This is a genomic window from Mesorhizobium sp. WSM4807, from assembly GCF_055811615.1.
On record NZ_JBVVQY010000022.1, the window covers coordinates 59,606 to 83,712 of the forward strand.

26 protein-coding genes are annotated in these 24,107 nt (G+C 60.8%); 12 read left to right on the forward strand and 14 right to left on the reverse strand.

Annotation, left to right across the window (positions count from 1 at the left end; all coding sequences use genetic code 11):
* Positions 1-87: 87 nt before the first annotated feature.
* Entirely contained in the window at positions 88-2,631 is a 2,544-nt protein-coding gene (locus AC0L3N_RS24560) for an NAD-dependent epimerase/dehydratase family protein (protein WP_473549959.1), read from the forward strand.
* Positions 2,632-2,739: 108 nt separating this feature from the next.
* On the opposite strand, the gene AC0L3N_RS24565 is transcribed toward AC0L3N_RS24560, so the two are convergent.
* Together AC0L3N_RS24565 and AC0L3N_RS24570 are read right to left on the reverse strand one after the other, a co-directional pair.
* Positions 2,740-2,901 carry a DUF982 domain-containing protein gene (locus tag AC0L3N_RS24565; RefSeq protein ID WP_473550015.1) on the reverse strand — a complete coding sequence of 54 codons (162 nt, stop codon included), beginning with the start codon at positions 2,899-2,901 and terminating at the stop codon, positions 2,740-2,742.
* A 309-nt stretch (positions 2,902-3,210) separates the two neighbouring features.
* Positions 3,211-4,422, reverse strand: coding sequence for a serine hydrolase domain-containing protein (locus AC0L3N_RS24570; RefSeq protein WP_473549961.1), 1,212 nt, complete (start codon positions 4,420-4,422; stop codon positions 3,211-3,213).
* Between the two features lie 618 nt (positions 4,423-5,040).
* Here AC0L3N_RS24570 and AC0L3N_RS24575 point away from each other — a divergent pair.
* Positions 5,041-5,565 carry a metallophosphoesterase family protein gene (locus AC0L3N_RS24575; protein ID WP_473549962.1) on the forward strand — a complete coding sequence of 175 codons (525 nt, stop codon included), beginning with the start codon at positions 5,041-5,043 and terminating at the stop codon, positions 5,563-5,565.
* A gap of 44 nt (positions 5,566-5,609) precedes the next feature.
* Here AC0L3N_RS24575 and AC0L3N_RS24580 read toward each other — a convergent pair whose 3' ends face one another.
* The gene (locus AC0L3N_RS24580; protein ID WP_473549964.1) at positions 5,610-6,623 is read right to left on the reverse strand and encodes a ribonuclease Z; all 1,014 of its coding nucleotides are present in this window, start codon (positions 6,621-6,623) and stop codon (positions 5,610-5,612) included.
* A 267-nt stretch (positions 6,624-6,890) separates the two neighbouring features.
* Between AC0L3N_RS24580 and AC0L3N_RS24585 the strand changes: the two genes are divergently transcribed.
* Positions 6,891-8,045 carry a DUF3182 family protein gene (locus AC0L3N_RS24585; RefSeq protein ID WP_473549965.1) on the forward strand — a complete coding sequence of 385 codons (1,155 nt, stop codon included), beginning with the start codon at positions 6,891-6,893 and terminating at the stop codon, positions 8,043-8,045.
* A 504-nt stretch (positions 8,046-8,549) separates the two neighbouring features.
* Here the strand turns inward: AC0L3N_RS24585 and AC0L3N_RS24590 are convergent.
* The gene (locus tag AC0L3N_RS24590) at positions 8,550-8,888 is read right to left on the reverse strand and encodes a hypothetical protein (RefSeq protein WP_473549967.1); all 339 of its coding nucleotides are present in this window, start codon (positions 8,886-8,888) and stop codon (positions 8,550-8,552) included.
* Positions 8,889-9,158: 270 nt separating this feature from the next.
* Between AC0L3N_RS24590 and AC0L3N_RS24595 the strand changes: the two genes are divergently transcribed.
* Together AC0L3N_RS24595 and AC0L3N_RS24600 are read left to right on the forward strand one after the other, a co-directional pair.
* Complete coding sequence (locus AC0L3N_RS24595) at positions 9,159-9,686, forward strand: YciE/YciF ferroxidase family protein (RefSeq protein WP_123148981.1); 528 nt, start codon at positions 9,159-9,161, stop codon at positions 9,684-9,686.
* A 348-nt stretch (positions 9,687-10,034) separates the two neighbouring features.
* Entirely contained in the window at positions 10,035-10,514 is a 480-nt protein-coding gene (locus tag AC0L3N_RS24600; protein WP_473550017.1) for a LysE family translocator, read from the forward strand.
* Positions 10,515-10,618: 104 nt separating this feature from the next.
* Here the strand turns inward: AC0L3N_RS24600 and AC0L3N_RS24605 are convergent, their stop codons facing one another.
* Positions 10,619-10,930 carry a hypothetical protein gene (locus AC0L3N_RS24605; RefSeq protein ID WP_473485012.1) on the reverse strand — a complete coding sequence of 104 codons (312 nt, stop codon included), beginning with the start codon at positions 10,928-10,930 and terminating at the stop codon, positions 10,619-10,621.
* A gap of 323 nt (positions 10,931-11,253) precedes the next feature.
* On the opposite strand from AC0L3N_RS24605, the gene AC0L3N_RS24610 reads away from it, so the two are divergent.
* The 7 genes from AC0L3N_RS24610 (at position 11,254) to AC0L3N_RS24640 (ending at position 15,893) form a co-directional block, all read left to right on the forward strand.
* Positions 11,254-12,552, forward strand: a complete 1,299-nt coding sequence (locus AC0L3N_RS24610) for an Nramp family divalent metal transporter (RefSeq protein WP_473549968.1) — start codon at positions 11,254-11,256, stop codon at positions 12,550-12,552.
* A 229-nt stretch (positions 12,553-12,781) separates the two neighbouring features.
* Positions 12,782-13,180, forward strand: a complete 399-nt coding sequence (locus AC0L3N_RS24615) for a hypothetical protein (protein ID WP_473549969.1) — start codon at positions 12,782-12,784, stop codon at positions 13,178-13,180.
* Positions 13,177-13,305 carry a hypothetical protein gene (locus AC0L3N_RS24620; RefSeq protein WP_473549971.1) on the forward strand — a complete coding sequence of 43 codons (129 nt, stop codon included), beginning with the start codon at positions 13,177-13,179 and terminating at the stop codon, positions 13,303-13,305. Before AC0L3N_RS24615 ends, AC0L3N_RS24620 begins: the two co-directional genes overlap by 4 nt.
* 119 nt (positions 13,306-13,424) lie before the next feature.
* Complete coding sequence (locus AC0L3N_RS24625) at positions 13,425-13,847, forward strand: alpha/beta fold hydrolase (RefSeq protein WP_473549973.1); 423 nt, start codon at positions 13,425-13,427, stop codon at positions 13,845-13,847.
* On the forward strand, positions 13,837-14,121 hold the full coding sequence (locus AC0L3N_RS24630; RefSeq protein WP_473549974.1) for an alpha/beta fold hydrolase: 285 nt from the start codon (positions 13,837-13,839) through the stop codon (positions 14,119-14,121). The genes AC0L3N_RS24625 and AC0L3N_RS24630 overlap by 11 nt, the downstream gene beginning before the upstream one ends.
* A gap of 230 nt (positions 14,122-14,351) precedes the next feature.
* Positions 14,352-14,852 (forward strand): hypothetical protein, encoded by a 501-nt coding sequence (locus AC0L3N_RS24635; RefSeq protein WP_473549976.1) that lies wholly within the window; start codon positions 14,352-14,354, stop codon positions 14,850-14,852.
* A 477-nt stretch (positions 14,853-15,329) separates the two neighbouring features.
* Positions 15,330-15,893 (forward strand): sigma-70 family RNA polymerase sigma factor, encoded by a 564-nt coding sequence (locus tag AC0L3N_RS24640; RefSeq protein ID WP_473549977.1) that lies wholly within the window; start codon positions 15,330-15,332, stop codon positions 15,891-15,893.
* Here the strand turns inward: AC0L3N_RS24640 and AC0L3N_RS24645 are convergent, their stop codons facing one another.
* From AC0L3N_RS24645 to AC0L3N_RS24685, 9 genes are all read right to left on the reverse strand, one after another.
* Positions 15,894-16,136, reverse strand: a complete 243-nt coding sequence (locus tag AC0L3N_RS24645; RefSeq protein WP_473549979.1) for a hypothetical protein — start codon at positions 16,134-16,136, stop codon at positions 15,894-15,896. It lies immediately after the preceding gene.
* A 431-nt stretch (positions 16,137-16,567) separates the two neighbouring features.
* Positions 16,568-17,539 (reverse strand): class I SAM-dependent methyltransferase, encoded by a 972-nt coding sequence (locus tag AC0L3N_RS24650; protein ID WP_473549980.1) that lies wholly within the window; start codon positions 17,537-17,539, stop codon positions 16,568-16,570.
* Positions 17,536-18,525 carry a GNAT family N-acetyltransferase gene (locus AC0L3N_RS24655; protein ID WP_473549982.1) on the reverse strand — a complete coding sequence of 330 codons (990 nt, stop codon included), beginning with the start codon at positions 18,523-18,525 and terminating at the stop codon, positions 17,536-17,538. Before AC0L3N_RS24655 ends, AC0L3N_RS24650 begins: the two co-directional genes overlap by 4 nt.
* Positions 18,526-18,534: 9 nt before the next feature.
* On the reverse strand, positions 18,535-19,599 hold the full coding sequence (locus tag AC0L3N_RS24660) for a glycosyltransferase family 4 protein (RefSeq protein WP_473549983.1): 1,065 nt from the start codon (positions 19,597-19,599) through the stop codon (positions 18,535-18,537).
* Complete coding sequence (locus AC0L3N_RS24665; RefSeq protein WP_473549985.1) at positions 19,596-20,447, reverse strand: PIG-L deacetylase family protein; 852 nt, start codon at positions 20,445-20,447, stop codon at positions 19,596-19,598. Before AC0L3N_RS24665 ends, AC0L3N_RS24660 begins: the two co-directional genes overlap by 4 nt.
* 7 nt (positions 20,448-20,454) lie before the next feature.
* Positions 20,455-21,387 carry a glycoside hydrolase 5 family protein gene (locus tag AC0L3N_RS24670; RefSeq protein WP_473549986.1) on the reverse strand — a complete coding sequence of 311 codons (933 nt, stop codon included), beginning with the start codon at positions 21,385-21,387 and terminating at the stop codon, positions 20,455-20,457.
* The gene (locus AC0L3N_RS24675; RefSeq protein ID WP_292205079.1) at positions 21,380-22,141 is read right to left on the reverse strand and encodes a TIGR04290 family methyltransferase; all 762 of its coding nucleotides are present in this window, start codon (positions 22,139-22,141) and stop codon (positions 21,380-21,382) included. Before AC0L3N_RS24675 ends, AC0L3N_RS24670 begins: the two co-directional genes overlap by 8 nt.
* Positions 22,142-22,143: 2 nt before the next feature.
* Positions 22,144-22,950: a nucleotidyltransferase family protein gene (locus tag AC0L3N_RS24680; protein WP_473549988.1), complete on the reverse strand. Its 807-nt coding sequence runs from the start codon at positions 22,948-22,950 to the stop codon at positions 22,144-22,146.
* On the reverse strand, positions 22,950-24,107 hold the full coding sequence (locus AC0L3N_RS24685) for a CgeB family protein (protein ID WP_473549989.1): 1,158 nt from the start codon (positions 24,105-24,107) through the stop codon (positions 22,950-22,952). The genes AC0L3N_RS24680 and AC0L3N_RS24685 overlap by 1 nt, the downstream gene beginning before the upstream one ends.

Consider the following 24,107-nt stretch of genomic DNA (forward strand, 5'->3'; position numbering starts at 1 on the left):
TCCAGTTCGAAGGTGCTGAGCGAGCCGAGGAAGGCCGAAGCGCACCACGCCATCGGGCCTCTCTTCCAACGCGAACGGGCCTGACTTATGGCAAATCACGGCGCGCCCCTTCCGACGGTCCTTATCACCGGAAGCAGCGGCTTCCTGGGGCAGGCGATTGCGCGAGGTTTGATTGACCGCTACCGGGTTATCGGCCTCGATGTTGCAAAACCGAAGCATCCCCCCGCCGGCATGGAGACGATCGAGATCGATCTCACCTCCGATGAGAGCGTGAGTAGGGCTGTGAAAACAGCGCGGGAGCGCGGCGGTCGCATCGCCTCGGTCATCCACCTCGCCGCTTATTATGACACGACCGGCGAGGACAACCCAAAATATGACGCCGTCACCGTGCAGGGCACGCGCCGGCTCCTGCATTCGCTGACGGCGATCAAGACCGAGCAGTTCGTGTTCTCCAGCACGCTTCTCGTCCATGCCCCAAGCCCGGGGAGGGGCACGAAAATCAATGAGGACTCGCCGCTCGACCCGGCCTGGGCCTACCCAAGATCGAAAGCCGAAACCGAGGCGCTGATTTCGAGGGAGCGCGGCGAAATCAAGACGGTGATCCTGCGGCTCGCCGGCGTCTATGACGAAGACTGCCGGGCGGCCTTTATTGCCCAGCAGATCGCTCGCATCTTCGAGCGCTTGCCGACCGCCTATTTGTTCGCCGGCGATATCACCGCCGGCCAGCCCTATCTGCACAAGGACGATCTCGTCGACGCGGTGGTGCGCACCGTCGACCGGCGCGCCGAACTTCCGGCCGAGACCGTGCTTCTGATCGGCGAAGAAGACACACCGTCATACGAGGAGATGCAGAAGCGCATCGGCCGGCTCATCCATGGCGAGGACTGGCGTACCTTAGCGCTGCCGAAGCAGCTGACGAAGCTGGGCGCGTGGGTGCAGACGGAGGTACTCGATCAGGACACCGATATCAAACCGTGGATGATCGAGAACTCGGACGATCATTACGAGATCGACATCTCGCGAGCCAAAACTCTGCTGGGTTGGGCGCCTAGCCACAGCCTGCTGGACACATTGCCGGAGATGATCCGCCGGCTGAAACGGGACCCCACAGACTGGTACGCGGCCAACAAGCTTGATCCGCCCGTTGTCGCGGCTTCGGACCCCGAGATCGAACAGGCCGAAAGGCGCCTCAAGGGACCGCTCGAACGAAGCAAGGAAGACGTCGAAGCGGCGATGAAACGGCATCGGTCCAGGACGCTCTGGGCGCCGATGACCAACGCTGCGCTTGGGCTGTGGCTGGTCACCTCGCCGATGACAATTGGCCTGTTCGATCCCGTCACAGCCGCGATGCCACCCGCTCTGGGGCACGCTGTCGCGGAGCCGCAATTGCGCAACGCAAGCCTCGGCGTCAGCGAGATCGTTTCCGGCCTGCTGGTGACAGTCTTTGCGTTGATGGGCATGTCCCGACGTTGGCGCTGGGTGCAGTGGATCACGGCGTCGCTCGGAGTTTGGGTGATGCTGGCGCCGTTGCTGTTTTGGACGACCAGCGCCGCCGCCTATGCCATCGACACGCTCGTCGGCATGCTGATCGTCGCCTTTGCGGTGATGATCCCGCCGACCCCTGGCATCAGCCGCCGCGCGCTGGCGGCCGACGACGACATTCCGCTGGGCTGGACCTATTCGCCATCGACCTTCACGCAGCGGATTCCGATCGTGGCGCTGGCCTTCGTCGGCCTATTCGTGTCGCGCTATCTCGCCGCCTTCCAGATGGGCCACGCGGATGGGCTGTGGGATCCGTTCTTCGGCCCCGGCGGCGCGCCGGTGCGCAACGGCAGCGAGGCGGTGGTGACGTCATGGGTCTCGAAGGGCTTTCCAATCGCCGATGCCGGGCTCGGCGCCTTCGCCTATTGCCTCGATATCCTCGCCGGCGCGATCGGCGACCGCCGGCGCTGGCGCACCATGCCGTGGATGGTGCTCCTCTTCGGCTTGCTGATCATTCCGCTTGGCGTGGTCAGTGTGTCCTTCATCATCATACAGCCACCGCTGATTGGCGCGCTGTGCACGCTCTGCATTCTCCAGGCCGCCGTCACGGTGGCGCTGATCCCTTACTCCGTCGATGAGGTGCTGGCGACGATCCAGTATCTCTGGGGCGCCACGAGGGCGGGTGAGCCGTTCTGGCGTACCTTCTGGATGGGCGGACCGGCGCTGTCGGAGAACCAGACGCCTGGGGCCGACCTCGACCGTCCGGTTTTCGAGGTGCTGAAGGAATTTGTCACCGGCGGCGTGAACTTCCCATGGACGCTGGTAGCGAGCACGCTGCTCGGCGCCTTGCTGATGACGACGCCATTGATCATTGGCACGCAACCACCGCTCTACTTCAGCGATCATGTCGTCGGCTGTCTCATTATCATGGTCGCAGTCACGGCCATGGCCGAAATTGTCCGGCCGGTGCGCTTCCTCAATGTCGTGCTCGGTGCGTGGATCGCGGTCTCACCTTTTGTGCTCGCCGGCGGTGAAACCACGGCGATCGCGGCGGACGTTACGATCGGTCTGGCGCTGATCGTGCTCAGCCTCCCGCGCGGCACGCGCAGCGACCAACATTATGGCGGTTGGGATCGAGCGATTGTCTGAGCAACTCGACGGCATCTGGCGAGGCGAAGCGCGCGCGTGACGATCTGCAACAGCAGGTCAAGGAAGAGATCGAATGGCCTGAACGAGGCTCTGCCTGACGGCGCCGGTCTAGATTTGTTCGCCGAGCAGGATCCTCGCATCCTTGGCCGCGACGATGAACGCTTGGCGCGCGACCTTTGGCGGCTTTTCGCCGCGGATAACAGCAAGGCAGGCTTCAATTGGGGCGAGTCGCGTCTTGGACGCTGGCGTCGGCAAGTCCCTCAGCCGCACTTCAGCCGCGTCGGAGACAGACAAACAACCTGTCGCAATCGATCCGGCCGGGTTGAACGACTATCGGCTTTCTGAAACGCCTCGTACGCACGACACTCTCCAAAGCGAGGATATGCTAGCCGTGTCTGATCGTTTTCGCCACCTCAAATGCACTCGTGCCCGGCTCGAAGCACGTGGTCAACACCGACGGCGGTCACGAGATCCACAAGGATCAACCGCAGCTCGTCCTCGACTCGACCCGCGAAGTCGTCGACGCCATGCGCGCCGGCAAGACAAGTCTGGAGCCCTGACAAACTTCCACCAGGGTCGTTATTTCGCCTTTTGAAGCGGTGACACCGTGTAGATCTGATCCAGTGTCTTCACCATTAGGGTATTTGCGGTTGCCTTGCCATCGGGCGACAGCGTCAGGTTGGTCCATACGATCAGCGTGACATCGTTGGCCGGGTCATGGCCCATGAAGGAGTTGTAGCCGGGCATCTCGCCACCATGGAAATAGATCTTGTTCGGCCCGAAGGTGATCACAGTGATGCCATATCCGTACTTCTGGCCTTCAGGCTTGCTTGGGTCCTCTGGCTCGGGACTGTCCAGCCACTGGCGCTGATAGTCGGCATTGAGAACCTTGCCGCCGACGAGCGAGCGCATCCAGATCGCGAGGTCGTCCGCGGTCGAGACGACGCCGCCGGCCGCAAAATACGGCGAAGGGTTCTGCCACGTGACATCGTTCGGCTTGAGCGTTCCCGCCCTGGCCGCCGCCTGGAGATCGTCCGGATAGGGCGCATCAACCAGAGCGTATGAGGTGCCGCCGTAGAGGTAGCCGTGCGCATAGGGCTCGGGGATGGCCTTCGACGTGCTCACCGGCAGCGCCGTATTCTTCATGCCGAGCGGCCCGAACAAGCGATCCTGGAAGATGCTGGCCAAAGGCTGACCTTCGATCTTCTCGGCGACGAGGCCGAGCAAGTAGTAGTTCGTATTGTTATATTCGAATTGGGCGCCTGGTTCGAAATGCGTCGGCCGATCGAAGGCCAGGGCGAGTACCTCCTCCGTCGTCCACACCTTGTCCGGATCATGGTCTAGGCTTTCGGCAAGTTCCGGCGCATTGGTGAAGTTATAGAGGCCACTCCGCATCTTAATGAGCTGGCGAATGGTGATCTTGTCACCGTTCGGGACGCCCTGAACGTATTTCGAGATCAGATCGTCGAAGCCCAGCTTCCCTTCCTGGACCAGTTGCACGATCACGGCGGCCGTCATCGTCTTGGTGTTCGATGCGGGCCGGAAATGGGTATCGGCGCGCGGCGGGTTCGTGACCCCTAGCTCGGTCGTTCCGTAGCCGAAGACAAAATTGCCCTGCGGAGTCTGCAGAAGAACCATGGCACCTGGCAGCAGGAGTTCCTTAGCCGCACCTTCCACCATTGCCTGAAGCGCGACCGGGTCGATCGGCTTGAGAGCCGGCGTAGACGCGCCCATGGCGCTGCCCGTTGCACACACCGCAATAACCACCGCACCCAGTGTTCTCGCTATCATTGTCTCACTCCCTGGTCAGGTCGACGAGATGAACCCCTGTCGGAAACCCCACGCCTCTGTCTGTGACCGGAAATATCAGCAACGGAGGGATGTCGCCGATGACCGGCTCTTATGAGCTGAAATCGGCGAGGGGATGGCGAACCCATTGCCGGCCGGCGTGATTGCGTGTCAGTTGCCTCTGGACTGCTGATCACCTCGTAGTGAGACCCTATCCGGTCGACGGCGGGATAGCCATGGCGAGGGGCGTTACTCGGCGCACTCGTCACGGACGCTCGGGCGGCGCCTCTCCGGAGTTTCTGCTTCTGGCGCGTTCCGGAGGTGGCTCCGACCCCAAACCGACTTGCGGAGTTCAACCAAAGCGGACTCCGTCAGCCACCGCTCAACGTGTCGATGAGCTCACCGCCTAGGTTCTTGCGATCTCACCCACTCCGCGCAGTTTGGCGTAATGCAAGGTGATGCCGTGAAGGTCCTTGATGGAAGCCACCGACCTCTGCCAACACAAGCAGAGGTGGCCAGAGCGCGATGGCGCGCTATCTCATCCCGCTCGACGGGCTCGACGACTGCATGCCGAGGTTCGGGCTCGTTGGTCTATATCGTCCGCAAAGGCTGTGAACGACCATGATCTATTTCACGGCCGACACACATTTCAGCGATCCCCGCATCCTGCGTATCGATCGTCGCCCGTTCGGCTCGCTGGCAGAACACGATCGAACGCTGATTTCGCTCTGGAACGAAACCGTCAGACCGGACGACGAGATCTGGCATCTCGGCGATTTTGCGAGGGGATCGGCCGAATTCGTTTCATCGCTCCTGTCGTCTCTTCATGGCCAGAAGCATTTGATTATCGGCAACAACGACGGCGCAGTAACTATCGGCGCCGCTGGTTGGGCCAGCAGACAGCATTATAAGGAGCTGACGATAGACGGCAGGTTGCTGATCCTTTGCCACTATCCTTTTCGCACCTGGAATCAGATCGGCAAGAAATCGATCAATCTGCATGGCCATTCCCACGGCAGACTGAGCCCGGTTACGCGCCAGTACGACACGGGCGTCGACAGCTGGGATTTTCGCCCGGTCACCCTTTGCGCCATCCTTGCACGCCGACGTCGACGGACCGCCCGCCGGGATCTTCAACGCAAGTGATCGAAAAGCGCGGGTGATCCCGGCTGTCGCTTACATGTCGGTATTCATTGTCCCGTTTGAGGACCGCATCCCGCGACCAGATGTGCCGCGAACTCTGCATGCAGTTTGTCCTCGTGTCCGAGATAGCGGGGCGAAAAGTGCATCGGCACGGCATGTTCAACATCGGCAAGCCTGGCGATCGTGCCAGCTTCGGCTGCCGTGAGATGGCGCTTCGCGGCGGCCAGCTCGCGATCTTCCTGCAGGAAGCCCGCTTCGATAAACAGCTGGTTAGCGCCGTGCGCAAGCGCAACGACACGCGCAAGATTTGCCTCGCTGAATGCGAGATCGGTCGCATAGACGATCTTCTGTCCGGGGCCGGTTCTCAGGGCTCCGCCACCGAGCAGCTCGCCGACCGAGATATGTCGATCCGCGGTTGGGGCGAGCGTCGTTTCCGGATCAGCTCCGCGCCGGACCGCACGCTTGGCTTCGCTCAACCACGGTCCGACAGGCAAACCCAATGCTTCCAGCTGCGATTTTTGCACGTTGACCCGGATCTTTTCCTGAAACGCGAATGCAAGGCATGGAACGCCGTGGTCGAGCATTGCTGCTTCGATACGGAAATCGGGATCGTCGAGCAGGATATTTCCCTCGGCTGTATTTGATGCCGTATCCTGCCGAGCGAAGCCCGATCGCGCCCGAAAGAGGCGGGAATGACGAAATCCGGCCGGCGTCCAGTCGCAGGCGGCTATCATGAAGTCGTGGGACTGTTCGTCGAGGAGATTCCATGTGTATGGGTTGAGCTTGGCTTGCACGGCCTCGGTCAACCCAGGCGGGCCGAAGAAATGCACTGTTTTATTCCTGTATAGAAATAACCGCAGCAGCCGATCGAAGCCGGCGAAATGGTCCATGTGCATATGTGATACGAATACGTGGCTGACGCGCAGGATTTCGCGCGGCGAAAGTGGCGACAGATCACCAATGTCGAAGAGCACCGCCCGGTTGCCGAATCGGAAATCCAGAAGAAGCCCCGCATCCGAGAAGGGGTCGTTGACCAGGCGCGGCTGAACCAGCAACGTCACCGAATCCACCCGATACTGTTTTCGAATTTCGCCACTATGCGGTCACCTTCAGACACGACCTGGACCTCACGTCTACCCCTCTAATCGCGCGCTCCGGGTACCGGTTCCCGTCGTATATCGTTCGAAAGGACGCAGAAAACGGCGAGCCGGCCAAGCCAGGCTGAACGTTTCTGCCATCTTGCGCGTTCTCTTGGGTCGGAGCGAACCGCCGGCCGAAACATCGGCAACCCGCGGCCATAATGAGGTAGCACCCCAAGAACGAGCAACATGACCGAGCACAGAGGCAGTCAGCCGAGCGAAGCAAAAGGGACCGTGATCGCATTCTCCGCGCCGGGCTGCGAGCCTCTCTACGCACACGAACGGGAAGCTATGGCTGCCGTTGCCCGCACGATTGCGAGCCTCAAGGGATTTGCCTTCCAGCAGGGTCTAGTCAACAGCAGCGGCAACGGCGAGGGCTTGTATTTCGTGCCGGACGACAGCTTGCTTGCCACTGATGCGGCACGGCTGGGTATCAACGGGCCACAAGACCTCTTCGGCGGCGTGGTGCCTTGGCGCTTCGCAATGACCAAGGCCATAACCCATGAACTGGTCGACGGCTTGGCCAAGCGACCGAAAGAATGGTCAACCGGCTTCGGCAGAACTGTCAGCGCAGCAGTATTGCCTGGCTACACCGTATTTTCGCGATCCGATGCGCTGCGAGCAGCGGAACGTCTGCTGAGGCTCGGGCTGGCCCGGCTTAAGCCGCCGCTTTCCTCGCGAGGCCAAGACCAGCACGTCGTTCGCACGGTTGCTGACGTCGAGAGACTGCTCGAGCAATACCGCTCCCCCGACCTGGACGAGTGCGGTCTTGTGCTCGAAGCGGACCTTCGTGACATCGTCACGCTGAGCGTAGGCAGAACGGAGATCGATGAAATCATGATCGCCTACTACGGCACTCAAAGGACGACGACCGATAATGCGGGACAATCCGTTTATGGCGGATCCGATCTCATTGTAATGCGCGGCGGATGGGAAGCTCTCGAAGACCTTCGGCTTCCTCGCGCATTAGCTTTGGCAACGGTGCAGGCGAGGGCCTATGACGCGGCGATGGCTGAGTATCCTGGATTTTTCGCTTCGCGGTGCAATTACGATATCGGCCAGGGCGTCGATTCGTCGGGTATCTGGCGATCCGGTGTGCTCGAAGCCAGCTGGCGCATTGGCGGCAGCAGTACTGCCGAGCTTGCGGCAATAAAAATTATGAAGCAGGACCCCGACATCCAACTCGTCCGTGCGTCCGCAGTTAAGGAGTTCGGCAATGCCAGCCGGCTACCGGTGAACGCGGACGTTCACTTTCAAGGAGAAGACCCCGATGAGGGTCCGATTACGCGCTATACCGTCGTCACGCATGCGACCCGGGAGCCGCCAAAGAAAGCGGCCGATTAACCTCTTAGGCTGATGCGATCGTCTTGCACTGTCGGATTTGTCCCGCGCTATCCTGTGCCATTTGCGCCGGCTCATGAGCGTCAAATTAAGATCGCAAAACGCTTATGACCACGGAACATCCGTGGGCGGCTTTCCGGGCTGGATGAGATCGAAGCCGACGAAGCCATCAGAAAACTCAAGCGGGGAGAGTTGATATCCGACAACATTCCCCCAACGGCTCAGTCTGGTTGGCCTCCGACCAAAGACGGCATATAATGGGTCAAGCTGCCTTGCCCCTTCGTCTTCGAACCGAGAGCGGAGTGGTTCAGTGTTGCAAGATCGGGAACCGCGTAAGCCGTTGTCCAGAACCGCACTGGCAGCAATTGCAATTATCTGCGCGCTAATTCTTGCTGCGTTTTTCATCGGCTTTGAATATTCGGCCCCTGACGAAGGCGCGCTCGTTATTCCCGGATCGCAACAATCGCCGTGATGCCCCCTATCGCTGTACGTTTCTGACCGAGCTCGTCAGACCAGCGCGAGCGAGGTTGCAGGGGCCATATTTCCAGTGCATTCTCGCCATCGTCCATGACCAAGCAGTATCTCAACCACCAGTTGGAGTGCCCTTATTGCCTGACAATAAGGCTGAGGATTCCGGCCGACGCCGGTCCTGACGACCGGATCTTTTGCGACGACTGCGGCGAATTCCTGGGTACATGGGACGATCTGCTTACCGATTTTGAGAAGCAGGGCGGGCAGGATGGAGTGTTCCGTCTCGAAAAGGGCCGTATCAGGCGGATCGATTGAGCCGATGGCTGCGACATCCGAAGCGATGCGAACAGTTCCCTCGTCGGTGATTTTGCTCAAGCGCATGGTCTGCCGAAAAGGAGCTCGCGCTCCTGAGCGCGGGCCGACCGGGCACGGGCCCGAAAGGCGAGCGAGCGAAGCTCGTGCGATATCGACCATTTCCTCGCGCCTCCGCTCACCAGAGTAAGCCTTGCAGCACCTGTGCGACCCAAAGCTTCGGAAAAATTTCCCAGCGGCCCGGATCGTCAGGGAACTTGTTGCCGACCGGCGGGGTTATCGGACGCCTTCATATTTTAAGGAGGCTAGCTCCAACCCCAGCGGGAGACGACCATGGCAACTACGAAGAAAGCCGCAAAAGCGGCAACCAAGGGTCTCGAGGACCTGTTCCTCGACGGACTCAAAGACCTCTACTACGCCGAAAAGAAGATACTGAGGGCGCTGCCGAAAATGGCCAAAAGCGCGGAGTCGGAAAAAGTGACTGCTGCCTTCGAAAAACATCGTATGGAAACGGAAGGTCACGTCGATCGCCTCGAGGAAGTGTTCGAGAAATTCGGCAAGGCAGCACGCGGCAAGACCTGTCCGGCGATCGACGGCATCATTGAAGAGGGCTCTGAGATACTTGAAGACTATGAAGGTGCTCCTGCGCTCGATGCCGGACTGGTAGCAGCGGCGCAAGCCGTCGAGCATTACGAGATCGCCCGGTACGGAACTCTTATCGCCTGGGCAGAGCAGATGGGAAAGGCCGATGTTGCTGCCCTTCTCAAAGAGACGCTCAAGGAAGAGGTCGCGACGGACGAAGCGCTGACGGGTCTAGGCGAGGGTGGTGTCAACCAACGTGCTCTTCAAGCGGCCGCGTAATTCCCTATGCCGCCGGCTTGCGGAGCCCCGGCGAGGGATTGCCAGGGGCTCCGCTCTGAAGATGCAGGTATCGGGCTTGCCATCCGAGAGTCTTGAGCCGGCCTGACTGACCGGCAGTTGCAGGGATTCGCCTGCAACTGCCAAGCTAAGTTAGCTGACAATTCAAGGACACTAATGGGTTCAAGGGCACTGCGCAGATATTAGGTGAAAGAGCAGGATGATGGATCCCGTGTTGTGGATAGCTTTCCTAGGGACAGTTATCTTGATGCAGGCTCCGCCCGGCCCGGACAGCATGACGGCACGCGGGATCTCCCACGGGCGCAGCACGGCGTTTTCACGGTACTGGGCATGACTGTTGGTGCGGGGCTTGTTCAATTGCCTCTCCTCGCGTTAGGTGTGTCTTCATTGGTCGGGGCGTCGCCCCTTGCATTCAGTCTGCTCCGATTGTCTGGCGCCGCTTATCTGTGTTGGCTCGGACTAAGCCTGTTGCGATCGTCATCCACGGAAGTTGCCGTCCAAGAGCATCGAAATCTTCGTCCGCTGGCTGCCGCACGAGAAGGAATGATCGCCAATCTCATAAATCCCTGGCCCATCACGTTCATGGTTGCGTTCCTTCCACAATTCGTTGACCCGGCTCGAGGATCGGTGATCCTGCAATTGCTGTTGCTGGGTGGCACGCAAAAAATCACCGGCGTATTGGTGCTAGGCGCATATGCGCTCGCCCCCGGTGCGGTTGGCGAGTGGATCCTGAAACAACCGAAGATGCGGCTCTGGCAGCAGCGCATCGCCGGCTGTTTATCATTGGCCTGGGCATTCGCATGGCCGTAAGTGGCGGGGCGGCCCGTTAAGATAGCCGATCCACGCGGCTATCCTCCCTCCTGCCTCACCACCGTCGCTAATCAAAAGGCGGGCCGTTGCCCGCCTTCCATGGTTCAGTTACTCCCGCCGCCGAGCTTTTTGACACTGCTGCAGAATTCAGGGTGGGTGTTGGCGGCGTTGGCGTTTGCCGCCTCCTCATCGCAGACTTTTGTCATTGCCATGCGGTCCTCGTCCGTCAGCGCTTTCCAAGCTGCCGTGAACTCGTCGTCGGACCGCAGAGTCGTCATGCTGGAGTCCGTGTAGAACGGCTCCATCTTTGCGGGGTCATCCAAGGCAGACGTGCCTGTTTCGGTGCCTGCCGCAAGAGAAACGCCGCTTACCATAGAAAGCGCCATCGCGCCTAAACAGATCATCTTGTAGCTCATGACAAGACCCTTCCGTTGTTTACTGGTCGCTAATGCAACGACCTACTGGCAAACGGCGTGTTTCAGAAAAGGTTCCTTTCTCACTTGCTGGCAGGCCGCCCGATCGGCGCTTTCTACAATCCGCGTGGCCGTGCATCAGGCTCTACCCGTAGTCATTAGTGCGGCATGGCCTGCCGACGGAACAAAGCGCCTGCTTGGCTGTTCGATTCCAAACACGAGAACTGTCCGATGATCGCCTGCTGCAGCTTGTTGCCATAGAGGATGATTGTTCCGATGCATGTCTCCATTGGCCACCATGTCACGCCAGCGGCAGTGCGTGTTCAATGAGCGAACCGGCTCGCAAGGACCCCGGCCGAAAAAACGCCCGACAGGAGGGTAGCGGCATCGGCCGGGCTCTTGGGCTCGGCCTGATCACCGGCGCGGCCGATGACGACTGCTCGGCCATCGGAACCTACGCCAGCGCCGGGGCCAGGTTCGGCCCCGACCTGCTTTGGACCGCGCCACTTACGCTGCCGATGATGTACACTGTCGTGTATCTCTCATCGAAGCTGGGTCAGGTCTCCGGACGCGGGCTCTTCCAGGTCATTTCCGATTTTTACCCGCGATGGCTTTTGTGGTCGGTGTTGGTGGGCGTGCTGATCGGCAACACCATTGAGGCTGCCGCGGATCTTGGAGCGATGTCCGCGGCTCTCAACTTGTTCGTCCCGCTGCCGGTTCCGTTGATAGTGGTTGGCGTCGCGGCCATTATTTTCGCTCTGCAGGTTTTCGGCTCCTACAAATTGATCCGAAACGCATTCCGATGGCTGGCGCTGACGCTGCTTGCCTATGTGGTTTCCGCCGTCCTCGCAAAACCGGACGCATTGTCTGTTCTGTACGGCACTCTGATCCCAAAAATCGAGTTCAGTCGCGAGTGCCTGTCTATCCTCGTGGCCATCATCGGCACGACGCTCTCGGCATATCTCTATACCTGGCAGTCCAACCAGGAGGTCGAGGAAGAGATTGCAGAGGGCAGGACGACTCTCAAAGAGCGAAAGGGAGCGACGGAAGGCGAACTCCGCCGGTCCCGCCGCGACATCTTGATCGGTATGACGTTTTCCAATTTGATTATGTATTTCATCATTCTTTCGACGGGATCAACCCTCTACGAGGCAGGTCAGACCCAGATTGAGACAGCCGCCCAGGCAGCCGAAGCGCTGCGGCCACTTGCCGGTGATGCGGCAGGAATTGTCTTCGCAGCCGGCGTGATCGGCGTCGGCTTTCTGGCCGTTCCAGTCATGACGACCGGCGCTGCCTTTGATCTTGCGCAGGTGATGGGTTGGAAGCACGGCATGAACGACAAACCTCGCCAGGCTCCCAAATTCTACATCGCGACTGGAGTGATCACATTGGTGGCGGTGGGGCTCAATTTCATGGGGTTCAATCCGATGAAGGCCCTGGTCTGGTCCGGTATTGTACAGGGCTTCTCCACTCCGCCTCTGCTGCTCCTGATCCTCATTATGACTAACAACCGCAAGATCATGGGCGACAAGGTGAACAGCCCCGGCACAAATGTTCTTGGCGGCGTGACGACATTGGCGATCTTTGCTGCGTCAGTCGGCCTAGTGGCGACCTGGTTCATCTAGCGATACGCCGGCATCGCTTGATCCGTTTAAGAAGCGCTCGACCATGTCTCGCGATCGGTAAACGCAACGGCTGAAGCAGATCGGCTGGGCGCAGCGGAACTCGCGCTGATCTCGCCCGTTAGCTTTTTTCAGTCGACATCCTCCGTATAGGAGTCCGCCATGCTTATCGAGCACCAGAGCAAGCGGCCGAACATCGATCCAACCGCCTATGTGGCCCCGACAGCGGTGATTGGCGATCGGTCCACGCACGCACGTCTCGTTCGGGGCGGTGATCGAGGCGCACGGCGCGCCGGTACGGATCGGCGCCCAGTGCGTCGTCCGCGAGAACTTCAACATCCGCAGCACTAGCCGGAACGCCGTCGAGATCGGCGATCATGTCCTGATCGGGCCGCTCTGTTCGCTCAAGGGCTGCATCGTTAAGGACGAGTGCTTCCTGGCAACGGGCGTCAAAATCTATCAGGGCGCGGTCATTGGGCGATGCACAGAGGTTCGTATCGACGGCGTGGTCCACGTGCGCAGCGTCCTGCCGCCGAACTCGCTCGTCCCGATCAAATGGGTGGCGGTTGGCGGTCCCGCTGAGATGTTCCCGACAAGCACGAGGAGATCGACGCCGTCCTCGCCAAGATGAACTTTGCCGAAGAGGTCTACGGGCTGCAGCGCCAGTCCGGCATCGGCGTCGACATGGACATGAAGGAGGTCACCCAGCGCGAGGCGAGTGGGCTCGCCGATCATCGCGACGACCGCCAGCTATAGCCAGGAGCAAGGATCACGACGGAGCTTTCCGCCGTTCCTTCCCCCTCGGCTACGCCGCCCTGGCAGCAACGGCAACAGCCGCGCTAACGCCGACCCAGACGAAGCAAAGGAGTCTGAATATGCGCCCAGCGACCCTGCCGGCGCCCTCGTTTCCCGCCTTTGGCCAGGCCATCTCGGAGCTGCTAGACCGGCTCGCGGTCGGGCCGCGTTACCTCTACCTTCATGATTTCGGCGCGCCGGCGGGGTTTCACATCGCCATGCAGGCGCCGGAACAAGTCTTAGGCCTCATCGTTCAGAACGCCAACGCTCATCGAACCGGGCTCGGGTCGCAATGGGCCCCGGTGATGGCCTACTGGTCGCATCCAAACCCGGAAAACGAGGCGGCTGCGACCGCGCATCTGACATTCGAGGGGCGTGCGCAACGGGTATCTCGGCGGGATGCCACCGGATGTGGCGGCGCGAATTCCAGCCGAAAGCTGGGAGGAGGACTGGCGAGTGATGCAGTTACCGGGCCGGATGGAGACACAGCGGATGCTCGTTAGGGACTATCGGAATTACGTCGCTGGGTTCGACGACATCGCTGCTTATTTCGCGCGCCGGCAGCCGCCTGCCCTGATGGTCTGGGGACGCCACGACCCCTTCTTCGATCTCGCTGAGATCCTGTCATGGATGCAGGCGCTGCCGAGGATGGAAGCCCATGTTCTCGATGCCGGCCACAAGCTGCTCGAGACGCACGCGGCCGCGGCCGCGCCGCTCATGCTTGACTTCATCAGGCATACCCAACGGGAAAGCGAAAGAGCAGGCGAGCGTGAGTGACGCCGCTGCCCTTGATCTTTGTCATGTCGAAGTGAACGGCGTCGTCTCGCCTGCGAAGACCTGGGCGAAGGCCCGGCGATATTGTTCGTCCATGGCTTCATGTTCGACCGCACGATGTGGCTCCGGCGATAGGCGGCGGTTCGCTGAGCGAGAGCGATGGATCGGTGCCGGTGAATGGAACATCTGCCGACAATTGCCGTTGATATGCTCATCAGGCGAAAGGGCTGCATATGTCAAAACTTCAGGCGGCAACTCCAGAGGATTTGCAACGGCTCAAGCTCGAAGCGTCGGCTTACTTTGGCCCGAAAATGCTCAAACAAGCATTATTGCGGCTTTGCCAGGCTTGCGGAGCCGACAGCCTTGACCGGTTCGAGAAAACCATGGTCGATCAGATCGAGGCAATGCATGATGATGATAATAGAGCCAACTTCGAAACACTGAAGGAATTTGCCATCGAACAGCTTTATGCCTGTGTTCGAGAGGTTAGTTCTTCACCTAACATGAAACAGCCGCTGGAGGAAACTGAAGCCCGAAGGACACCTGGTCGGTCGCAGAAGCCGGAAACCTTGGAAGACCAGTTGCAGGCCGGCCTTGAGGATTCCTTCCCCGCAAGCGACCCGCCTGCCGTGGTGTCCACAGCGATCCCCGGCGGGTCGAAAAAGCTGGTCGGGACTGACGAAGTCCTAAAAAAGAAGCGAGAGGAGGAGGCTAAGAATACGAGCCGGTCATAAATAGCCTGTCCGAGCGAAAGGGATGTCCGCCCACTTTGTTGCCGCGGCTCCGGTCACCATGCGAACAGATGGCCAGCATGCACCGGCGTCAGAGCTTGACGGCCGCCTCTCGCGCCCGCAGCCGCAATTTCCGGCAAGCCTGGACAAATTCTTCAGCCGCTTTTTTTGACTGCAGCTTTATCAGTCCTTCATCCGTATCGGCACCTGCCTTGCCCAGAAGTGACTCGGCTTCCGACGTGAAACCGATGAATAGGGCGGGACATTTCCCTTGGCTGCTTCCGATCAAGCGGGCGGGATTCGCCGCAACGGGAACTCAGCCGCAAAACGCACGGCCTGCGCGTATTTCGCCCGATCCGAGATTTTCTAGCGACTTATATCGACGTCCGGAACGATCCAAACCTTCATGCATTTAGCTAGGTCTGCGTTCATCGACTCATTCTTGCTGGAGTTGGACCATTGTCCTCGAGGGGCTACGCCTTGGCCAACCAGGAAACGGATGAAGTTTCCATCGTTGACCTGATACCTGCTTTGCGAGCCTTCGCCCGCAGTTTCTGCCGTGTTCCTGACGATGCCGATGACCTGGTCCAGGAGACCTTGACCAAAGGGCTCGCCAACATCGATAAGTTCGAGCCCGGAACACGTATGAAGTCATGGCTCTTCACCATCATGCGCAACACCTATCATACGCGCATCAAGGCCGCCGACAGGGAAAAACCCGGCCTGCTTGACTGTGCCTCTCTGATCCCGATTTCGGAAGCTACGCAGGAGTGGTCCGTTCAGAGCAAGGAAGTCTATAGCGCGGTCCAGATGCTGCCGGAACATCAGCGCGAGGTCCTGATGCTGATCGGGGTTCTTGGTGTCAGCTACGAAGAAACTGCCGAAGTATGCGGTTGCGCGGTAGGAACGGTAAAAAGCCGGCTTAACCGAGCGCGCGCCAGCGTGCTGGAATACCTCGGCGAAAGTTCGCTGCAGACACTGGTAGAAAGACGCAATCACCTGTCCGAAGCACAGGGAAACTTCGCAGTCGACAGGCGTCGATAGCTAGTCCTCTTTCTTTGCTTTGCATCGACGCTTCTCGACAAGCGCGTCTTGCAATTGAACCGCAAGGTTGGTCAACCGGTCGGGGACCTTTTCCTGCTCGATGGCAATCAGCAGAGATGCAATCTTCCGGTCTATTGCCAGCCGGAGTTGCGGGCTGATGGTATCGTCACTCGAGCGAGACATCGTGTTCTCTTGACGAATTAATCCCTTCACCAGTGTGGTGACAGCAATCCGTGTTTGCAAGGATTCTCGCGCCGTCCTCACGGTCAGCGCCGTCCCATGCACAGCATTGTTCGAAGCCGCTGGTATCGTCGGGGGAGCTTATGCCTTTCCCTCCGCTCCTCCCCGGCAATATTCCGGGCGCGCTCGACAATTCGACTCTCGCGACCTCAGCTGGCCACTGGTCATGATTCGCGTCTGCGGTTGCAGCAGTCACTCTTAAGAGAGCCGATCTGCGGCATGATCCTGGTATTGATCGGAGTTGATCCGATTGCCATCGAGCCTGCGTTACTCGGTGTGCTGCTCCCAGGCTCTGTTGGACAAAGCCGCGTTTCCTCGACCTTGTCCTTGGCCAAATCGGTCATCGCGCCGGTGCCGGAGCCTTTGCCCTGGCGCCGAGGCGATGTGTTTCTTGCCGACGGACGCCATCTAGTCCTCCTTCGGATTGAGGGCACTCACAGGTGCCTTTTCTGTTTGACGCCCGAACGATTATTGGACCGTAATGTTCCGTCGGATGCAGTAAGAAGAAAGGCATTGCCATCCCACAGCCGGAACGGCTTCTCGCCGTCAACCACGACCTGCATGCGGTGGGCTTCGGCGAGGCGGTGAACATCGGCACGATCCAGCGCCGGCGATCCGCGATAGGAGTAATTCAGAAGTGCTGCCATGCCTGACGTCTTCAGAACACGCGCAATTCCCTTGAAATACCGCTCCGCCAGGCCAGCCAGCACCAGGTAGGGGAAGCTGTCGACAGCCAGCACGCAATCGAAGCTTGCGTTGCCGAAATCGGCAAGTTCGAGACCAGAGGTCGGCCGCAGTTCCACATTGTGCAACCCGGTACATCGCTGACGAGCGATCGAAATCATCTTTGAGGATATGTCGATGCCGACGATCCGGTGCGCCGCGCTGGAGAGCGCGCTTTCGAAACGCCCGATGCCGCAACCAATGTCCAGAATGTCACGGTCGGCGCCGGTGAAGCCTTGCCTTTCCAGCCAAGCGACGATCTCGTCGGTGGCGGCGGCGAGTTTCTCCTCGTCTCCCAACGAAGACAGCTGAACGCTCGCCGCCAGGGAAATCGTCGCCGCGGCATCAAAGCCGGCGGCCAGCCGCCTGACGACCGCGGCGTCAGTTTCCCATTCATCGCGTTCGTGGCGAACGGCCGCACCTGTTTCGCGCAGAGTGGCAAATATGTCAGGCCTGTGATGGAGCAGCTCAGCGATCCGCTCCAGCCTGTCTCGTTTTCGAACGTCGGCTGAATGCATATCCAGCGCCACATCGGCCAATTCTGCGGCATCGATCCCCGTCTCGACGCGAAGCGCCAGTCTGGCGATGATGGCTTCGACGCTAGCCCCGTCGGCCATACACTCGTCGAGCACCATTCTTGCTGCCGACGCCTGTGGCGACGGTTTTCGTCCAGTCGTGCTCATTGAGCGATGCTCCGCGTCCAGACCTTTCGCATTGTCCATCGATCGACGGCGCCCCAGCCGTATTTGTAGGTTTCCTGGCCGCGCAGGAAGTCGAACTCCCGCGCCCCTTCACGAGCCGCCTCCGCAATCGCGTGACCGATCAGGATTGCGCCAGGACTTTCCTCGGCATAGGCCGGATCAAAACCGCCAAGGTAAGCATAGGCGCGGAGGCGATGATGAAATCCGTAGTAGGCGCCGACGACCGCATCATCGATAGCGACAAGCCAACATCGGCTAAGGCCCTGTGCGGCAAGCAGCGGAAGCGCCTGCCGATGGAATTCTTCTGCAGCCGGATCGGCCAGCACGCCGTCGCCATGCCCGGCCCAACGCGCGCCGTGAAGGCGGATCAGGTGATCGAAGAATGTTTTGGGATCGGCTTGCGCCGACATAATGGAAACGCAGCCGCGCCTGCATGCGGCTTTATGTGCGCGGCGCAACTGGCGTCTTCGCCGCGCCGGAACGCAGACCGCCAGCGCGTCGTCCCCGGCAATCGAGAGCACGGGACAAGCGGCGTGGTCGGCAAGTTGACCTGTTTCCAACGCAGGGTGCGTAATAGCGAGACCCGCAGCACCCGCCGGTAGGTCCGGTAAAATCCACTGCGACCAATTGATCGCAAGAACCCGGTCGGCGATGACGGCGGCTACAGCCGCTTCGATGCAGGGGAAACACAGGACATCCAGATAGTCGCTCAATGAAATCCCGACCGGAAGCAGTCGCAGACCGGAAGGCGTATCTTCCAGGTAAAGTGGCGCCAACCCCACCAGATCGTCGCCACGCCAGACGGCGATCGTCGCCAGATCTCCGGGCGCGAATGCGCGCCACCACGGCACCAGCCAGGCGGGGCATTGGAACGGCGTCGCTGTTCGGCTGTGCGCCCACAGCTCCCACCAGCGCGGCGTCAGGGCTTCAAGGGCGGCTGGATCGTCGATGATCTCGGAGCGAAGCATGAAAACCGCTCACTGCGCCGCCGCCATGCCCCTGCGGCTGGCACCAAGCCCTGCCAGCGCATGGTAGGCGTCCATGTAAGACGAAATCATCCGGTCGAGCGAAAAGCGGCGCCGCGTCTCGGCCCGGCATATCTCGGGATCCAGGCGGGAGGCTGCGACGATGGCTTCCGCCATCTCGTCGACGTCGTTCACCAGAAAGCCCGTCCTGCCGTGTTCGACCACGTCCGGCAGCGCGCCGTTTGGAAAGGCGACAACCGGCGTGCCGCAGGCGAGGGCCTCCATCGCGACAAGCGAGCTGGTTTCTGCGGCAAGGCTGGGAATGACCAGGCAGCGGGCGGCGTTGAGAAAGCGCCGTTTGGCCGTGAAGCCGAGCGGACCGAGGAAGCGGCGCCGCTTGTCGAGGCGCGGCTTGACTTCGTCACGGAAGTACAGCGTGTGGGTTTGGTAGGGATAGACCTTGCCGCCGATGACCAGCGGCACACCAGCCTGTTTGGCCGCATCCAGCGCCAGATGGATGCCCTTTTCGGGACAGATGCGGCTGAGCACCAGCGCGAAGTTGCGCTTGGACTTCCGACCGCTCAGCGCATCGATATCGACGCCGTTTGGAATGGGTGCCAGCAGCCTGGCACCCGGCGGCGCGGTCCTCTGTTGGGCCATCGAGACGGCGTGAAGCCATAGATCGTCGCGGACCGTGCGCAAGGCATCGGCCGGGTACCAGTCGAGCGGCAGGTGCAGGCTTACAAGGGTCGGGCCATCATCAGGCAGATAGGCATCAAAATCGATGCCGTGCAGATGAACCACGTCGATCGGCCAACGGGCACGTGCGAAGTCTATCGCGACGCGGTGGGAGCGCTGTGCCCGTTTTTTCGCCGCATCGTCCAGCACACCTGGTTCAGCAGGTGTCTCGATGAGGACGCCCGCCGCTTTGGAGCCCTGGCAACCGATCACGATGGAACCGTGTCCGGCGCGCACGAGTGCCTGGTCGAGCATCGACAGCACCTGCTCGGCACCGCCAACCGCATCCGGGCCGACTGGGGCGAGAGGGTAGGCGACGTTCAGGACGGTGAGGGTCATGGCCGGTCGAGCCCAAGCTCCTCATGCGCAGCGGCCGCGGCGTGAAGCCAAACCGCCGCCTCGAAGCCGAGCGGCAGCGCCTCGTAATAAAGCTTGCCGTTGTTCGGCAGCGCCAGGAAATCATAAGCAGGCGCCACCCGGAAACGTTCGACGCGCGCCGCAAACGGCGCCAGCGTCCGTTGCTGTGTCCGGTGGCAGGCCAGCATGCACTGCTTCCGTTCGAAAGCCGCTTCCGTAAGGTGCAGTTCGATGCAGTCACTGCCGGAATGATTGTTGAAGTCCTGGAGGATCGCGCCTTCAGTCCCGACCGAATAGAACGCCATTTCGACGATCGCCGGGGCATGGCGTCCGTCGCGGCGCAGCAAATGGCAAGCCGCATGGACGGCAAAGGCGGTCGCGTCATGATCAGGGTGACCGCCTTCATAAGGATGCGTGCAGACGAAGCTGACGTCGCGATCGGCCAAAAGGCCGGTCAGTTCCCGTGCGAGCGAGCTAAGATTTCCGGCGGCTTGCTTATCTGGATAACCGAGGCTGATCAGGGCCGTCGACGGCAAACCCGCTGCCGCCAGCGCCGTCTCCAACTCCCTATGGCGGGCCTCGGCGTAGTCCTGCCAAGTCTCGAAGCCGTGCGCTCGCGCGTCGTCAAGGTCTCGCGGCGCGCCGTCGGTGACATGCACGATGCGAGATCCGCGCAATCCGGCGAGATGTCCGCCGATGCCGATGGTCTCGTCATCCGGATGCGCGACAACGATCATGATTTCAGCATCGTCAGAGCCGTGCGGGGCAGCGCCTGTCAACAGGGCGGCGAATTCGGCAAGCGTTCCGGACCTGTCGGGTGCGTGTTGCATTGCTCACTCATGCTGCCGAAGCCCGCACCGCTCTGACCGGCGAGGCAGCCATGGCGGGAGCGTAGCGGCGGGTCATTGTCGCGCAAAACTCCGCGAATTCCTCCGGCACTAGCGGCGGACTGGTGTGGTGCGGCATCACTCCGCGGTGCTCAGGAGTGAAGCAGAAGGTGATGGTCACGTCGAATTCGGCGAGCGCTTCCATCTGCCGGTCGTACCAGTCCAGCGCATTCGGCCTGAAACTATCGGCCCAGGAAAGCCCGGTGCGCAGATTAGTGACGCCCAGCCGCTTCATCCAGGCGACGGCATCATCCAGCCGGGGATCTTCGAAGTGGAACCATTGCACCAGTCCCATTTCGGGCGCGTAACGCAGGAATTCCTCGAGCGCCGGTTTGGGCGTACCGTCTTCGCGTAGCAGGCCCATGTAGAAGTGGCGATAGTAGGAGGAGCCTTCCGCCTCGCGATGGCGCGTCGTTGCCCCCCATTCGCGCGGAAGATCGTAGAGGCTGTACCATTGGATGCGCGAGGCATTGCCGAGCAGCAGTTCGGCGGTCCGGCGCAGGCCCCATAGCTGTACCTCCTCGGCACCGAAGCTCGACACACCAACTTCGCTGACCCATACAGGAAGATCGGTGACGGTCGAAATCTCACCGATCTTTTGGGGCCATTCCTGAATCTGCCAGAGGTTCCAGTCGAGCGGGAAGCCATGCACGGCGACGGCATCGATATGATCCAGCGCGCCGTACTGCTTCATGAGTGCCATGAAATCGGCGTCGATCGGTGAAATGCCGCCCAGGATCTTGGTCACGGCGGGGTTTTCCGATGCGATCGCATCGGCGGCCAGTATTGCCATATTGGCGAAGCGGCTCCAGTCGGGGTCGAGTTCGGGATCCCAATGGGACTTGTTGTTCGGCTCGTTCCAGATCATCGCGGCTTCAATCATGAAGTTGTCCTTTCGACGGGTATACGGCGCCGCCGCCGGCCGGTTCGTCGGCGGCGCGGCAGAAATAAACCTCTTGTTCCGGGTGCAGCACGATCTCGAAGCCGGCGCTGCGCAGCATAGCTTCGGTGCAGGCGCTATTGGGAATCCACCAGTTGGTTGGGTCGTCGGCATAACGATGCTCGACGAAATGCAGCTTCGGAAACTCCGGCCGGTCGAACAGATCGTGTGTCCAGAAAGGATAATTCTCATCGAGTGCAGGCAGTTCGGTGCTGCCGCGCTGCATGGACTGGAAGATCATAAGATCGCCGGCGACGTGCTCCCGGATCAGATCGAGAGCGAGCAGCGGGTGGCGCAGGTGATACAGCACACCCATGAACAGGACGATGTCGAATTTCTCCCGCAGCGCGCCGACGTCGTAGACCGACAGTTGCTGGAATTCGATGTCGCAGTCCGCGATCTCGGCGGCGAAGCGCGCCTGCGCCAGATAGGCTTCATCGAAATCGATGCCGAGGACACGGCCGGCGCCGCGTCGTTTCATCTCGATCGAGTAGAAGCCGGCGTTGCAGCCTATGTCGAGCACGGCCTTGCCGGACAGATCGGCAGGAATGGCGTCGGCGAACTTGCGCCATTTGATCAGCGGGTAGTTGCCGAGGAAATGGTCGGGGGCGGTTTCGACGCCTGCCAGCTCCATATTGTGGAACCACGGGCCAAGGGCATCGATGCGGCGACGGATTTCGGCGTTCGAATGCAGCATGGCTAGCCTCCTTCGCCTGGATGGCTTGGTATCTGCGACTGCCCTGGCAGCACGAACATGGGGTTTTTCGAGTCCTCCAACGTAGGGTCGTTGTTCTCAAGCAGCCGAAGTGCCGTGCGGTAGCCGTTGAAAGTGCCGACGTCGACATAGGCGGTGCCTGCCTTGACGCCGTAAGCCTCACCGCCGGCCGCCAGATAGGCGTTGATCAGTGTGCCGACGTATTCGTCGCTTTGATCCCGCTCGCGCCAAAGCGCGGCAAGGTGGTGAAGTATGCGGCCCGGCATCTTGAACGCGCCCCAAATCCAGTTCGATGCGGCGCCTTGTTGCTTGACCTGGATCTCCGTCACCCGGTCATCCCCGTCGAGAACGACGGCATCGAAGAGTTCCGGCTGATCCACCGGGAAGAGCAAAAACGACAGCCGGTCGTCCGGCAGGCAGCAAAAGCCGTCTTCCGGAAACCAGATCGTGTCGGGCAGGCCGACCAGAACCGTCTCGTCCGTCGCGACCAGCGGCGCGGCACGGAAGATCGCGTCGCAAAGACCGACGGGGTTGGGCTGCACGACAAACAATGCGGCGGCGTCGCTGTAGCCGGCGGCGTAGTATTCGAGAATGTCCGATTTTCCCGATCCGATGACGAAGCAGATTTTGTCGACGCCGTTGCGCACCATGCGACGCACCAGATATTCGCTCACCGCGCAAGGACGCTCGGTCTGGCCGTCGATGCGGCTCCCGACCGGCAGGAGCTCCTTCGAGAAGCCGAGCGGTTGAATGCGGCTGCCGCGGCCGGCGGCGGGCACGATGCCCAACATCAGATTGCTTCCTTCAACGGCTCGCCCGCCGTCAAGCCCTGCCCCGCCGTCAAGCCCTGCCCCGCCGTCAAGCCCTGCCCCCTCGTCAAGCCCTGCAATGAATCGGACAGGAGTCGGTCCAGTTCCCTGGCGCGCTGCGCAGAGGTGTGTTCGTCCAACACCCGCTCGCGCGCCCGGCGCCGGATTGCGTCGACTTCGCTGTCGGGCAAGCCGACTGCCGCGACCACGTCGTCGGTGGTGTTCGCCAGGATGATCTCGCTGCCCGGCTGGAAAAAACTGCTCAGCCCGGGCCAGGTGTCGCTCACGATCGCCGCGCCGCAGGCTGCCGCCTCGAAAAGCCTGCCCGAAGGACACCAGCCCCTCTTGGCCATCGCCTCGCGGGTCACGTTCAGCGTCAGACGCGATGAGCAGAAGAAGGCTGGATGATCGGCAGGCGGAAGGTGCCTGACAAAGAAGATGTTTTCGCCCCACGGGAATTCGTGCGGATATTGGGCGCCGCCGATGACGAAGCGGTGGTCCGGCAGGCGCGCTGCCGTGCGGACCAGCAGCTTTTCGACGCCGGCCTGGCGATCGGCCGCATAGGTTCCGAGATAGGATAAATCCCCGGCGAATTCAGCTAGGGCCTCTGCCGGCCGGTGTCGCTCGGGATCGACATGACCGTACAGAGGCAAGACACGTCGGGCGCCCAGCAGCGTTTTCAGCGCATCGATTGCGGTTCCCCCCGTATAACTCAAGGCGAGGTCGAAATCGCGCAGCCCTTCGGGCCCGTAATACGCCGGTCGTAGACCTTGTTCGATCCGGGCGAGTGTGACGGGGGTGTCGAGATCGTAGAAAACCTTCAGCCCGCGACAGACCTGCTGCGCCAGGTGCGATGCTTCCACGGCGTCGGGACAATAGGACGTGACGATCACCACGTCGGATTGCCCGATCGCCTGTTCCGCGACATGGCGAATGTCCTCCCACTCCGGATAGAGAACGACATTGCCGCCATCGAGATGATCAAGGTCGCGTGCGCCGGCATAGTATGGGGTGTTGCGTTCGAAAAAGCTGACCGACCAGCCCAGCCGGCCGAGCGCACGGATCAGCCCGCGCCACAGCGTGGCATGTCCGTTTCCCCACGAGGAGGTGACGGTGAGACCGAAAATGACCATACGCAT

Excerpts from the sequence above, each read along its gene's own strand:
- AC0L3N_RS24670 (WP_473549986.1), bottom strand. The coding sequence starts at position 21,387 with ATGATTGAAGCCGCGATGATCTGGAACGAGCCGAACAACAAGTCCCAT.
- AC0L3N_RS24625 (WP_473549973.1), top strand. The coding sequence starts at position 13,425 with ATGCGCCCAGCGACCCTGCCGGCGCCCTCGTTTCCCGCCTTTGGCCAG.
- AC0L3N_RS24605 (WP_473485012.1), bottom strand. The coding sequence starts at position 10,930 with ATGAGCTACAAGATGATCTGTTTAGGCGCGATGGCGCTTTCTATGGTA.
- AC0L3N_RS24635 (WP_473549976.1), top strand. The coding sequence starts at position 14,352 with ATGTCAAAACTTCAGGCGGCAACTCCAGAGGATTTGCAACGGCTCAAG.
- AC0L3N_RS24560 (WP_473549959.1), top strand. The coding sequence starts at position 88 with ATGGCAAATCACGGCGCGCCCCTTCCGACGGTCCTTATCACCGGAAGC.
- AC0L3N_RS24630 (WP_473549974.1), top strand. The coding sequence starts at position 13,837 with ATGCTCGTTAGGGACTATCGGAATTACGTCGCTGGGTTCGACGACATC.
- AC0L3N_RS24620 (WP_473549971.1), top strand. The coding sequence starts at position 13,177 with ATGAACTTTGCCGAAGAGGTCTACGGGCTGCAGCGCCAGTCCGGCATC.
- AC0L3N_RS24680 (WP_473549988.1), bottom strand. The coding sequence starts at position 22,950 with ATGTTGGGCATCGTGCCCGCCGCCGGCCGCGGCAGCCGCATTCAACCG.
- AC0L3N_RS24575 (WP_473549962.1), top strand. The coding sequence starts at position 5,041 with ATGATCTATTTCACGGCCGACACACATTTCAGCGATCCCCGCATCCTG.
- AC0L3N_RS24600 (WP_473550017.1), top strand. The coding sequence starts at position 10,035 with ATGACTGTTGGTGCGGGGCTTGTTCAATTGCCTCTCCTCGCGTTAGGT.
- AC0L3N_RS24685 (WP_473549989.1), bottom strand. The coding sequence starts at position 24,107 with ATGCGTATGGTCATTTTCGGTCTCACCGTCACCTCCTCGTGGGGAAAC.
- AC0L3N_RS24570 (WP_473549961.1), bottom strand. The coding sequence starts at position 4,422 with ATGATAGCGAGAACACTGGGTGCGGTGGTTATTGCGGTGTGTGCAACG.
- AC0L3N_RS24650 (WP_473549980.1), bottom strand. The coding sequence starts at position 17,539 with ATGAGCACGACTGGACGAAAACCGTCGCCACAGGCGTCGGCAGCAAGA.
- AC0L3N_RS24585 (WP_473549965.1), top strand. The coding sequence starts at position 6,891 with ATGACCGAGCACAGAGGCAGTCAGCCGAGCGAAGCAAAAGGGACCGTG.
- AC0L3N_RS24610 (WP_473549968.1), top strand. The coding sequence starts at position 11,254 with ATGAGCGAACCGGCTCGCAAGGACCCCGGCCGAAAAAACGCCCGACAG.
- AC0L3N_RS24665 (WP_473549985.1), bottom strand. The coding sequence starts at position 20,447 with ATGCAACACGCACCCGACAGGTCCGGAACGCTTGCCGAATTCGCCGCC.
- AC0L3N_RS24655 (WP_473549982.1), bottom strand. The coding sequence starts at position 18,525 with ATGCTTCGCTCCGAGATCATCGACGATCCAGCCGCCCTTGAAGCCCTG.
- AC0L3N_RS24675 (WP_292205079.1), bottom strand. The coding sequence starts at position 22,141 with ATGCTGCATTCGAACGCCGAAATCCGTCGCCGCATCGATGCCCTTGGC.
- AC0L3N_RS24660 (WP_473549983.1), bottom strand. The coding sequence starts at position 19,599 with ATGACCCTCACCGTCCTGAACGTCGCCTACCCTCTCGCCCCAGTCGGC.
- AC0L3N_RS24595 (WP_123148981.1), top strand. The coding sequence starts at position 9,159 with ATGGCAACTACGAAGAAAGCCGCAAAAGCGGCAACCAAGGGTCTCGAG.